The organism is Desulfosporosinus metallidurans, assembly GCF_001936615.1.
Classification (GTDB): Bacteria; Bacillota; Desulfitobacteriia; order Desulfitobacteriales; family Desulfitobacteriaceae; genus Desulfosporosinus; species Desulfosporosinus metallidurans.
On record NZ_MLBF01000049.1, the window covers coordinates 1 to 12,067 of the forward strand.

Below are 12,067 nucleotides of genomic sequence, written 5' to 3' on the forward strand. Positions count from 1 at the left end.
CCTATAAGTGGGTTGTTTCTTCGTAAACTCCAATAGAGGTCGACCCATCCTTCGCCGCGAAGTGTTCATTTTGGGATAGACGGCTTCGGCGAAACCCTACACTGGAGGCTTTCGTATCGGAAGCCTTGATGTTCAGCTTAGTGAACGAATTCACTGGCAAATGGGCAAGTATATGCAAAAAAGGTCAGGAGGTAAGATTTAATGAGAATTAAGGACAAAGTTGCAATCATTACAGGAGCTGGGAGAGGTATAGGGGAAGCTATCGCGCGTAGATTCGCAGCCGAAGGTGCTAAGGTGGCCCTCTGTGACATTGATGAAGCCAATGCCAAACGTGTTGCTGATGATCTGTGTCGAGAAGGTGGAGTTGCAGAAGGTTTTGTTGTTAACGTAAGGGATAGCTTACAGGTCAAGAATATGGTCAAAAAGGTTATTGAAGAATTTGGCACGGTCGATATTTTAGTGAACAATGCCGGAATCACTCAAGACGCGATGGTGCATAAAATGACTGAGGAGCAGTGGGACATAGTGATTGATGTAAACCTTAAAGGCGCTTTTCGCTTTTCCCAAGCTGTGATACCTATCATGCGGGAAAAAGGTTATGGAAAGATTGTGAATATTTCTTCCACTAGCAGGAACGGTAATATCGGTCAGACAAACTATTCAGCGTCGAAAGCAGGGCTGGTCGGAATGACTCAAACCCTAGCCAAAGAATTGGCATCCAAAAGAATCAATGTCAATGCAATTGCACCCGGGACAATTGAAACAGAAATGTATGCGTTGGTGCCCGAGAATATTCGGCAAATGGCCAATTCACTTACACCGCTAAAGCGGCCTGGATTACCAGAAGAAGTAAGCAGTGTATGTCTCTTTTTAGCAAGCGACGAAGCATCTTATGTAACAGGACAGGTTATTAATTGTGACGGAGGGATGTTTATGAGCTGAACTAAGAATCTAAAATCCCAAATATTTAGAGGCTGTGTCAAAAGTCAGACTCATAAACATCAATGCGGGGATTGTTTGTATAAAGATGCTACTTTAACCTTTTAGTGGGAAACAATATTATAATAAAAGACGATATTGATATAAAAGTGGGGCTGTGTCATAAGAAATCTTATAACACAGTCCCTTTTAAGTATTCTGGTGTACACGCCTGATCGGGCAGCAGAAGAGAACAAAAAGTGAGTTGCCCAATTCGATTAGTTAAATCGGTGATTAATGGGAGTAACATCTCCCTGGTATCTGCGCACCATGAGTCTGAACTTACGGACGTAAACCCTGTCTGGACTCATGACTAACGTTAAGTTCTTTCTATTTGTGTTGTTTGCGTCTTATGGCCTTCAAGTGGTTATCGTCCTAGGTGGGCCACTGGCTTTCCAAATCGAGCTCGTGCCTGGGTAAAACATAACAAACTGGGTCATAGGGGTATAAGATCGGTGACTGCGTAAGACAAGCTAGAGCATCGGTGGCTCTACCACGGCGAAATATCCAGTGAACAAGTTAAATGCCGGGATGTCTTATTTGGACGGTCTGGCTTTTGTTTTTTATGAATATTTTTGCAATTTTAGGAGGAAATCAAGGAATAAAGTGGAAAGTGTAGAGGTGCCTTATTATCGGTGCTTGGAAAACCATCTTGACACAGAGGGATGTGTAGTAGAAAGTACTAGTCGAACATTGCCTGTACGGTCCTCCATGTGATTTTTTAGCGGTGGTTTCAATAAACTACCGCTAATTATAGTGCGCCCGGCATGGGCGCAGTCTAACGGGTGCAAGTCCCGAGTGCGGGCTGATAGTGCCAAGCACATAGCCAAGGGTAAGGGTGTCCATCGCGAGGTGGAATCTGAAGGAAACCGGAGGCGAACTTCTGGTCTGACGAACAGAAATCACATTAGGCATATGTAGGCTGGGTAAGGTTGCTATACAAACCAAAGCCCTAAACTATCCGGAAGCCTACGGTGTAGATGTGGCAGATAGATGGAAGGAAAGACTGCGTTCTTACCCGGGGAGGTCTCATGGACGTGCGGAAACACAGTGTATGAAGTACGGTTGAAACAAGATTTATCATGAGAAGTCAGCAGAGACCATAGTACCCGAGGAAGTCGACGTCGACGTCGTCGGGGAAGGGTTGAACCTCAGGAGGTGATAGTTAATGAATGTTACCAAAACAGAAGCGAAGTGTAGCCAACTTCCAACAGACGAAAGTTTAAAGGAAGGCTCACCCCAAAAGAATAGTGCGGAACACGAAGGATATGCGGGAGTGCACAGTTCTGTGAGGATCACTGAGAACAACATCACCGGCGCAGTCCAGTCGAAGGAACGACTACTTGAGGGAGTAATAGACAAAGACAACATGAACAATGCGTTCAAGAGGGTCAAGTCGAACAAAGGCGCTCACGGAGTCGATGGGATGGTAGTAGATGAACTTCTACACTATCTCAAAGAAAACGGAAGCCAACTCAGGCAGTCAATCTTGGATGGAAAATACCGTCCTAATCCCGTCAGAAGGGTAGAAATACCTAAGGAAGATGGAAAGAAAAGAAATCTAGGAATACCTACGGTAGTAGACCGAGTCGTACAACAAGCGATAGCCCAACAGTTCACACCGATATTCGAGAAGCAGTTTTCCGACAACAGCTATGGGTTTAGACCCGGACGAAGCGCCCATGATGCGATCAGGAAATGTCAGACCAACATAGATGAAGGATACAAATATGTGGTCGACATGGATCTGGAGAAGTACTTCGATACCGTGAATCAAAGCAAACTGGTAGAAGTACTGTCAAGAACCATCAAAGATGGGAGAGTCATATCGCTGGTCCACAAATACCTAAGGGCAGGAGTTGTCGTTAGAAAACGCTTCGAAGAAACAGAAGTCGGCGTGCCCCAGGGCGGCTTATGCTAAGCTTAGCATAAACCACCTTATGCAAAGTAGCGCGTTATGCTAAGTAAACGCCTTGAAAGCACGGTTTTAGGGCATATGTTCTTGATTTACTTTGCATAATATCTCGACAGATAGTCGACATTACACCTTAGAAATGCGGGAAAAGCAGTCCATTCAGTGTAGATAAAAGCCATTTCGGTATGTTTTCTCGATTTATTTGATTAAGAAGCTACATATACTATGCAAAGTAAATTTTGGTCTGTCCTACTTATGACAGGCTTTTCACCGTTTACTTTGCATAATAACTTTCTTTGCATAAGGCGGCCCATTAAGTCCAATTCTTAGCAACATTATGTTGAACGAATTGGACAAGGAACTTGAAAGAAGGGGCCACAGATTTGTCCGTTATGCGGACGATCTGATGATCTTCTGCAAAAGCAGAAGAAGCGCTGAACGTGTACTAAACAATATTATCCCTTTCATCGAAAAGAAATTATTTCTTAAAGTGAATAGGGAGAAAACGGCGGTTGACTACGTAGGAAAGGTAAAATTTCTTGGATTTTCGTTTTACCAAATGAAAGGTAAAACGAGAATCAGAATACATCCAAAATCGGTGGCAAAGATGCGTGGCAAGGTTAAAGAACTCACTTCCAGAAGCAACGGGATGGGTAATGAAACTAGAGCAACGAAACTCAGACGCTACATCATGGGATGGATAAATTATTTTAAGTTAGCGGATATGAAGACGCTGTTATTGCAAACCGATGAATGGATGAGAAGACGAATCCGCATGATTTACTGGAAACAGTGGAAACGAGTGAGGACAAAGTTTAAAATGCTTAAATCACTGGGATTCCAAGAACAGAAAGCATGGGAGTTCGCAAACACAAGAAAGAGCTACTGGCGAACATCCAATAGCCCTATTCTAACCAAATCCCTAACTAACAATGTTATAAAAGGGTTTGGATTCCTATTCTTTTCAGGGTATTATCGACAAGTCACAGCGTAAACTGAGGAACCGCCGTGTACCGAACGGTACGCACGGTGGTGTGGGAGTTGCGCCTTGCTAAGTTCAAGAGGCACATGTGGCTTGAGATAGCCATCTTGATAAAGCCTAACCAGCAGTCAAGCACCGAGTCTTGCGTGGTGCGTGGTAACATTCATCGCGAAGCGTAGACAGGAAGATAGTAGGCCGGAATAAAGTGAATGGGATAATTAGCCCCGAAATTGAACGTGTTGTGAAGTAGCCGACCTTTTCTCTCTATGGGGAAGGCAGAAATTAGATGTCCGTTATTGGTGAGGATAGACTAATTACTTCCGGGGTTCGTACCTACGGCATGCTATCAATGGGCCTTTTGGGAACAAGGGAGATCCGGCAGGCTTCCTTTAAGGATAGGGTTTGACAAGCTGACAAAGTGAGGATAATCCGATGGCCTGTCGGAAGTCTTACTGACTGATAGTACTCTGAGGTAGGGAGAGCCTGCTACATGGGGAAGCGGTCAGCAGAAATTGAATCTTTTCCAAGGAAACATGGGCTCCATACAATGGGAGGATTCGGACCTTAATACAAAGTGAGGAGAAACCCAGCCATGAACACGAATTTGGAAAGAGTAGCAGCGAAAGCTCGAAAGGAAACTAACCTTAAATTTTCTTCGTTGGCACATCACATAACGAAGGAACTCATATGGGAAGGCCTAGCCCGGATGCCAAAGTATACTGCACCCGGTATAGACCATGAGACGGTCAAAGGAGCGCAGAAGGACTTTGACCTTTGGATTGAAGACCTTATGGAGTCAATCCATCGGAAAAGCTATAAGCCTCCGGCGGTCAGAAGAGTCTGGATACCCAAACCGGGTAAAACAGAAAAGCGCCCAATTGGAGTTCCCACAGTTGTGGATAGAGCCCTGCAACGCAGTACTGCCGAAGTATTATCCGCAATATATGAGCAAGACTTCCTTAACTGTTCATTCGGAGGAAGGCCCGGGCGAGGTGCGCATAATGCCCTTGCAACCCTAAACGAAATAATTGCCGGAGAAAGAGTCAGTTGGGTACTGGAAGCAGACCTCAAGAACTTCTTCGGGAGTCTGGACCACAAATGGATGTTGGATTTTGTACAGCATAGAGTGGGAGACCCCAGAATTATCTCGATGATAAACCGATGGCTGAAAGCCGGAGTTATGGAAAACGAAAAAATACAGGCGAAGTTGGCACTCCTCAAGGTGGCTCGATTAGCGTCTTGCTGAGCAATGTTTATCTACATTATGTACTTGACCTGTGGTTTGAAAAGGTGGTGAAGCCAAGGCTAAAAGGTGAAGCATACCTGATTAGGTATATTGATGACTTTATAATCTGCTTTCAATACCGTTCAGATGCCAATCGTTTTCATGAAACGTTGAAGAAAAGGCTGGAGAAATTTGCTTTAACTCTGGAACCGAACAAAACGCGCCTAGTCGAGTTTGGACGCTTTGCAACTAAGCATGCTAAGGAACGAGGCAAAAGATTAGAGTCGATATATTTTCTCGGCTTCACCCACTATTGTACTACTAATAGAAAGGGAAACTTCATGGTGGGCCGAAAGACTGAGAAAACTAGACTTAAGCGAAGTATTATTAAATTGCAGGCAACCCTACGTGAAATTCGACACTCTCCTATTAAGGAGCAGGTAGCGGTAATAAATTCGGTATTAAGAGGCCACTACAATTACTATGGGGTAGCGGGCAATTTAAAAAGCCTATTCAAGATTTACCTCAGGACAGAACATTACTGGAAAAGAATGCTCAGTTCCAGATGTAGTAAAGGATATGTCACCTGGGAGAAGTTTCAAGCAATTAAAGGCACGTTTCCAATATTGCGACCAAAGCTTTCGATACCCTATATGTCATTAAAAGCATACGCAATGCTGTAAGTCAATTTCTGAAGAGCCCGGTGCGGGAAATCTGCACGCCGGGTTCCGTGGGGGTTGGGTCACCGAAGGTGACCCTTCTACCCGGAGTCGGCCATTCAAATAATGAGTGGCCTCCTACCCGATTTTCGAGAAAATGTTCATTCTTTAGATTGCAACTTTTCGATAATTATCTTATTAATTAACTTCTCGATATTTTTACAAGATTTAGCTTTTATATATGGTTTACTTAAGAAGAATACATGCCGGATTCCATCAGCGATCACATCTGAATTAATAGTGCTCGGGTTGGAAAAGGCCTTCGATGTTTCATCTTCAGGGGTCTTCTTTTCCTCCCTAGTGACCTAGGTACTTCCCGAAATTTGTCGAACCCATTAAGGGGTTGGTTGTTATGTGGAGTGGCTTAGCGTTCCACTTTGATCTTAAAACTTATTATTATCAGCAAGAAATTCTGGACAAATTGAAAGCTGAACGGGAAGTCCATCACTCGTTTAAAAACCTGGTCGTTGCTGCCACGGGTACTGGTAAGACAGTCATCGCCGCCTTTGATTACCGGGACTTTTGCAGGGCAAATCCGAATAGAACGAACAAACTGCTCTTTGTCGCCCATCGAAAGGAACTATTAAGTCAGAGTTTGTCTTGTTTTCGCGGGATACTAAAGGATCTCAACTTTGGCGCTATGATGGTGGGGGGCCTAAATCCGGATAGCTTTGATCATTTATTTGTCTCCATCCAATCCTTTAACTCAAAAGATTTAACTGAGGTCACTTCGCCTGATTTCTATGATTATATTGTCATTGACGAATTCCATCTTGCCGCAGCCCCATCCTACCAAGAACTGTTAGAGTATTATAAACCGAAAGTGTTACTTGGACTGACGGCAACTCCTGAGAGAGCGGACGGGCAAAGCATCTATACTTATTTCCAGGGCAGAGTTGCTGCCGAAATCCGGTTATGGGAAGCTATTGAACGGAAATTGCTTAGTCCCTTTCATTATTTTGGTGTGACAGATAATGTTGACCTTAGTCAGGTTCACTGGGTTGCCGGCAATTACGATGAGCGGGAACTAGAGAACCTCTATGTGTTCGAAAAAGCCATTGCCGAAAGACGAGTTGGTTATATTATCAGCGCTCTGGAACGATATTGTCTGGATCCTGCGGAGATCATCGGAATTGGTTTTTGTTTAAGTAAAAAGCATGCTGAATTTATGGCTCAGGTTTTTAACAAAGCGGGGATTCCTCTAGTCGCGGAATCGGAGATCGTTGTGAGGGATAGCGTGAAGCGGTGCCTGGTAACGAAGGAAATCACCTTTGCTTTTGTGGTGGATATATATAATGAAGGAATTGATATTCCTGAAGTGAATACAGTTCTTTTTCTGCGGCCGACGGAAAGCTTGACCGTCTTTTTGCAGCAGTTAGGTCGGGGGTTAAGACTCTGCGAAGGGAAAGAAGCGCTGACGGGATTGGACTTTGTGGGACAAGCGCATCAGAGGTATTCCTTTGAAGGCCGTTTTAAAGCCTTGTTATCAAGGTCTCGAAAAACTATTGAGCAGGAGATTAAGACAGGTTTTGCCAATGTACCTAGAGGCTGCTCGATTCAATTGGAAAAACAGGCTCAGGACTACATTTTGGAGAACATCCGAGATGCGGTTAATACTAAGCGAAATTTGATCAGCAAGCTTTATGATCTTATAGAAGTCAAACATGAGCTTAAGGTCAGGGAGTTTTTCGAAGGTTACCATGTAACACCACAAGATGTCTATAGCAAAAAGGTAACGGTTGTGGGACTTGCTTCTTAAGCTGGTTTACTCAAGGTCTATCAGGTCGATGCAGAGAGGGAAAGATTGCTGGCTTCAGTGTTGGGCAGATTGTCTTTGCTGAATTCCAGGCGCTGGATTAATTTTATGAAGATCCTGCCGCAAATTCTTGTAGGTGAAGGTTCTTTATGGCATTCGTTGACCAGCGGGAAACGGACAATGCTAACAATGGTTCACTATACCTTATGGGGCAAGGGGCTTAGTGATCTAGGAAATAGGTTTGCTTCAATAGAAGAGGCGATATATTGGGCATTAAAGATCCGCGGCTTTACCAAGAACCGATGGATTTATTGGACTCTCAATTCTGCAATATCAACTTTGTAGATAAGCCTTTAGTTGGTTTTGAGGATGAATACCCATTGGACTTATATTGTGCTTATACCTTTGATCAGATTTTGGTGGCTCTGGGAAAACATACGGAACAAAAGAGGAGCTCTTTCCGGGAAGGAGTTCTCTACCTAGCTGAGAAGAAGCTGGATGTCTTTTTCGTGACCTTGAACAAGTCCGAAAAGGACTATTCTCCGTCAACCATGTATCAGGATTATTCTATCAATGAGGAGTTATTTCATTGGCAGTCTCAGAGTCGAACGACGGTGGAATCGCTGACAGGGCAGAGGTATCTTAATCAAGCAGCCAGGGGTGGGAATGTGTTGTTTTTTGTGAGAGAGTAAAGAAAGAGGGGGCTTTTGCCTCTCCGTTTACTTGTATTGGATTTGCCGATTTTCAAAGCCATTATGGTTCAGCACCAATTAGTATCGTCTGGAAGATGAAGGAGCCGCTGCCGGGTTTTGTGATGAAGAAGACGGTAAAGATTTAAGGTTGACAAGTGAAGTTTTCCAAAGAATTGTTTCCTTATTAGATGCCCGAAGAACAACATGACCTACTAAGGGAATTAGAGGATTTGTTTTGATCATAAAGAAGAAATAACCACCCCTGGCTAGGATTGCGGTTATTTCTTATAACTTCTAATTCGGGCTAACCGTTCGGTTAGACAATCGGTTGGACTGGAGTGCTTGCAACACGTCAGTCCTTTTCTTATATGATACCTATAGAGTGTAAACTAGCAACCAGCTATCAGCTATCATCTGGGTAAGGCTGGAGGAAGATAAAAAGAGATGCAGGCTGTATTTTTTTGCCTGCTTTTCTTAGGTTGTCTTTAAGTCCTTAATGATAGCTAGAAGATGTTCCAATTGGCCATCGTTCAGCTTCTTTGACTCATTAATTAAGTCATTTAATTTTGTCGGAAAGCTTACTTCGTCATTAAAGAAATCCTTAGGTGGGACATTTAGGTATTCGCAGATATAAAAAAATCCTGTCATGGATGGCAGCGACTTTTTGTTCTCAATTTTATTGATATAGCTTTCACTTTGCCCCAAAGACAGGCTCATATCCCTTGCGGAAACTCCTTTTTGTGTGCGGAGCGTGGTTAATCTTTCATAAAATAAATCCTCATACATTACAATTCACCGCCTTGTATATGATTATAGACAATACATCGGCTCTTTATACGGAATTACAGCATATGTTTCTATTGACATGGGGAATTGTATTCCATATAATGCAAGAGAATATATGCCTTAATTCCATATTATTATGAGAAAGGTGGTTGTCTAAAATACTGATGATTGTTATCAGGCGGCAAATTGGACGATAGCGCAGCGTGACAGGTACTTTTCTATTGTAGAACGATGCGATAAGGAAACTCTATTGCAGCGTCATTACAGTAAAGATTGCATCAGAAAGAAAAAGGAATATATGGTCAAACAAAGTAATTATGTGCTTGTGGTATGGAACGGCAAACCCGGCGGCGCGAGGAAAATCCTTTCTTTTGCCCGCACCCTGGGAAAGATTGTGATTCAGATTGACCCCATTACCTTTGAAGTGCGAACTGATTTGAAAAGCACTAGCGACACAGCCCAATGAACCCTATTAGCGCTCCTACTGGCAAATTGAAGTTTAACTACAACGTGGCTCACCGGGTAATGAATATAAAGGTTTAAGGTACCCTTCCAGGCAGTTTACAAAAAAACAAAACAAGGTGTTTCGCGTGTTGACGCGAAGCACCTTGTTTAGCTGTGTAGGCTATCTCCTACTTGACTCTAGTTATCTCGTAATCTCTTAACTTCTTCTTCAGAAAGACCAGTTGCATGGAATACCTTTGAAATTTCAAATCCCATGTCTAAAAGGTTCTTTGCAACTTCAGCCTTGTCAACTGGTCACGTAGCTCCGCTTCTCTGGCATCGTACAGCATTCTTGCCTTTTCATCGTTACTGATGATCTGTAATAGGTCTGACTTTGCATCCAAGAATTCCATCCAAATAGAGCAAAAACCTAGTTTACACTGGTTTTTGCTCTATTTCTGTACACTTTGTTATTTGACGCTTACGTCTTAAAAGCAGCCGGTTAAGCCTGCGGCGGGTCGAAAAGGTCGTCGGTTGTGGTATCTATTACCCTAATGTCGCGTATTCCGGTCAGCGCGCCGCTGGACGTAAGGAATAGATCACTCGCAATAATCGAGTCCATCACGGCCACGGCCTCAGCCTGCTGCAGGTCTTCCCTCGGATTGGGGATCGTAATCGCTAACGTTTTGCCGCCGGCGGTCGTGAAAGTCAACCTTAGCACTCTGCTTGTTGTGACGGCCATGCTTTCACCTCCTTTAGATCGGATTTTTCGGCCGGCTATTCATCGACAGCTCAAAGTTTTTCCTATAGAGTACGTCGATCACCGGATACTGCGCCAGACCGAATAAGGCATGTGCCGCATCATAAACAGCTTGTTCAGCGGCGTCGGATCTCACATCACTCAGGCTTTTCTGACGTCTAGCAAAGATCGTGGGGCCTTCTGCATTTTTGTGATCTAAACCATCTACTCTCAAACTCCAGAAAATGGTATAATACTATTAAAGGTGGTGCATCAATGAAGACAGACCTCATTGATCTAAAAATTGATTTTGCCTTCAAGCTAATCTTTTGTAGGGAAGGCCAAGAACCAGTACTTGTTGCATTTTTGAATGCAGTGCTCAAACCTGCAGAAGGCAAAAAAATCAGATCCTTAACTTATACTAATACCGAATTGACGAAAGCAAATGCCGAAGACAAAAAGGCTACCCTAGACATACGAGCGGAGCTCCAAGATGGGCGGCATGTTAATATAGAGATCTAGATGAAAAATGAGCATAATATGGCAAAGCGGTCTCTCTTATATTGGGCTGAACTGTTCAGTCGTCAGATGGTGGAGAAGCAAGCCTATGAAACGCTAAAAGATACTATAACGATTAACATCCTTAACTTTGATTACCTGCAGGAAACCGATGAATTCCATAGTGAGTTCTGCTTGCTGGAAAAGAAGAAGCATTTTCTACTGACAGATGCTCTAGCCATGCACTTCATCGAAATGCCTAAGCTCAGGCAGAAGTGGAGAACGAAGGAAGTCACACCACAGAAAGATCCCTTGGTAGGTTGGTTGTTAATGTTGGATGGCAATGATAATGAAGAAATCAGAAAACAATTGGAGGTGGTAGCCATGGGAGATCCGATGATTGACCGAGCTATGAAGGACTGGGAAGTAGCAAGTGCTGATCCACAATTGCGGGAACTGTACTATGATCGAAAGAAAGCTATTCTGGATCAACTAGCAGCAGTAGAAGCGTCCAATCTGAAGGCTGAAAAGGCTAAAAAAGATGGCATTGCTGAGGGTGTAGCCATTGGTAAGGTTGAGACAATCTGTCAATACCTCGAAGCTCGCTTTGGTGTCGAATCTCAGGTGCTCCAGGAGAAGATACGCACGATCACTGACTTGGATGTGCTCAGTCGAATTACCAACCGAATTTTTATTGTCGCCCATTTAGATGATGCAATTGCTCTCGTTCAAGATTATTTAGTCTCTCAATAGCATCCGGTCATATCATCATTCATCAAGAGAGTCTTCGCTCGACGAGGGCTCTCTTTAATGTGCATTCATTGTAATAGTGAAAAAAGGTATAGGAGTGTTTTTTAAACGCATATTTGTAAGATATTACGAACTGAATTTTACTTGTAATTTTGCTTTGGAAGGAGTGATTACTTTAATATGAAAAAGAGTATTAGAATTCAGCGGCAACCTTGATTCTCCCGAACGTTTGGATTTTTTGCTATACATTTTCACGGCTAACGAACAATTGAAAAGTTTAATAAGTAATGGTTTGGACCTTAATTCGGAAGACTCTGACGGTTGGACAGCACTTGACTAAAAAAACCAGAAGACGAGAACATATTGCCTCAGTCTTCATCGTTATTACCGAGCGCAAAGGCGAGGTAATTGTTCGCAAGGGTAAACACAACCGTTACCGCGAGGTTCCATACAAATGACGTTGATCTATACCGCGCCTAGCGAGGAAGATTTGACCGCGCCGTTGAAAGAATTGAGTTGGATTTAATGAATATCTTTGATAAGATAAAGGTAAGAAATTAACTTTAATTACACAATAGTGTAA

Annotated in this window: 7 protein-coding genes and 5 pseudogenes; 8 read left to right on the forward strand and 4 right to left on the reverse strand. The window is 43.2% G+C overall.

Going from position 1 to position 12,067, the window contains the following annotated elements; translation table 11 throughout:
• Positions 1 to 201 precede the first annotated feature (201 nt).
• The 6 genes and pseudogenes from fabG to DSOL_RS29790 form a co-directional block, all read left to right on the forward strand.
• Positions 202 to 942 carry a 3-oxoacyl-ACP reductase FabG gene (gene fabG, locus DSOL_RS20490; RefSeq protein ID WP_075366649.1) on the forward strand — a complete coding sequence of 247 codons (741 nt, stop codon included), beginning with the start codon at positions 202 to 204 and terminating at the stop codon, positions 940 to 942.
• Positions 943 to 2,146: 1,204 nt separating this feature from the next.
• Positions 2,147 to 2,890 (forward strand): annotated as a pseudogene (locus DSOL_RS20500) (reverse transcriptase domain-containing protein); the annotation flags it as partial.
• A gap of 319 nt (positions 2,891 to 3,209) precedes the next feature.
• Positions 3,210 to 3,431, forward strand: a pseudogene (locus tag DSOL_RS30175) (reverse transcriptase domain-containing protein); the annotation flags it as partial.
• 69 nt (positions 3,432 to 3,500) lie between these two features.
• The gene (locus DSOL_RS30180) at positions 3,501 to 3,887 is read left to right on the forward strand and encodes a group II intron maturase-specific domain-containing protein (RefSeq protein ID WP_427854439.1); all 387 of its coding nucleotides are present in this window, start codon (positions 3,501 to 3,503) and stop codon (positions 3,885 to 3,887) included.
• A gap of 778 nt (positions 3,888 to 4,665) precedes the next feature.
• Positions 4,666 to 5,783, forward strand: a pseudogene (locus DSOL_RS28480) (reverse transcriptase domain-containing protein).
• Positions 5,784 to 6,177: 394 nt separating this feature from the next.
• Positions 6,178 to 8,413, forward strand: a pseudogene (locus DSOL_RS29790) (DUF3427 domain-containing protein); the annotation flags it as partial.
• A 328-nt stretch (positions 8,414 to 8,741) separates the two neighbouring features.
• Here the strand turns inward: DSOL_RS29790 and DSOL_RS20520 are convergent.
• A complete protein-coding gene (locus DSOL_RS20520) occupies positions 8,742 to 9,053 on the reverse strand; it encodes a helix-turn-helix domain-containing protein (RefSeq protein WP_075366651.1) in 312 nt (103 codons plus the stop codon).
• Positions 9,054 to 9,351: 298 nt separating this feature from the next.
• Between DSOL_RS20520 and DSOL_RS28150 the strand changes: the two genes are divergently transcribed.
• A complete protein-coding gene (locus tag DSOL_RS28150; protein WP_170871581.1) occupies positions 9,352 to 9,519 on the forward strand; it encodes a hypothetical protein in 168 nt (55 codons plus the stop codon).
• 256 nt (positions 9,520 to 9,775) lie between these two features.
• Here DSOL_RS28150 and DSOL_RS29640 read toward each other — a convergent pair whose 3' ends face one another.
• From DSOL_RS29640 to DSOL_RS20535, 3 genes are all read right to left on the reverse strand, one after another.
• Entirely contained in the window at positions 9,776 to 9,901 is a 126-nt protein-coding gene (locus DSOL_RS29640) for a hypothetical protein (protein ID WP_282433564.1), read from the reverse strand.
• Between the two features lie 98 nt (positions 9,902 to 9,999).
• A complete protein-coding gene (locus DSOL_RS20530) occupies positions 10,000 to 10,239 on the reverse strand; it encodes a DUF2922 domain-containing protein (RefSeq protein WP_075366653.1) in 240 nt (79 codons plus the stop codon).
• Positions 10,240 to 10,252: 13 nt separating this feature from the next.
• Positions 10,253 to 10,471 carry a DUF1659 domain-containing protein gene (locus tag DSOL_RS20535; protein ID WP_075366654.1) on the reverse strand — a complete coding sequence of 73 codons (219 nt, stop codon included), beginning with the start codon at positions 10,469 to 10,471 and terminating at the stop codon, positions 10,253 to 10,255.
• A 41-nt stretch (positions 10,472 to 10,512) separates the two neighbouring features.
• Here DSOL_RS20535 and DSOL_RS20545 point away from each other — a divergent pair.
• Positions 10,513 to 11,487: pseudogene (locus DSOL_RS20545) on the forward strand (Rpn family recombination-promoting nuclease/putative transposase).
• Positions 11,488 to 12,067: the final 580 nt, after the last annotated feature.

What these genes read in the sequence shown, in the direction of transcription:
- DSOL_RS20530 (WP_075366653.1), bottom strand. Translation starts at nt 10,239, where the DNA reads ATGGCCGTCACAACAAGCAGAGTGCTAAGGTTGACTTTCACGACCGCC.
- DSOL_RS30180 (WP_427854439.1), top strand. Translation starts at nt 3,501, where the DNA reads ATGCGTGGCAAGGTTAAAGAACTCACTTCCAGAAGCAACGGGATGGGT.
- DSOL_RS20520 (WP_075366651.1), bottom strand. Translation starts at nt 9,053, where the DNA reads ATGTATGAGGATTTATTTTATGAAAGATTAACCACGCTCCGCACACAA.
- fabG (WP_075366649.1), top strand. Translation starts at nt 202, where the DNA reads ATGAGAATTAAGGACAAAGTTGCAATCATTACAGGAGCTGGGAGAGGT.
- DSOL_RS28150 (WP_170871581.1), top strand. Translation starts at nt 9,352, where the DNA reads ATGGTCAAACAAAGTAATTATGTGCTTGTGGTATGGAACGGCAAACCC.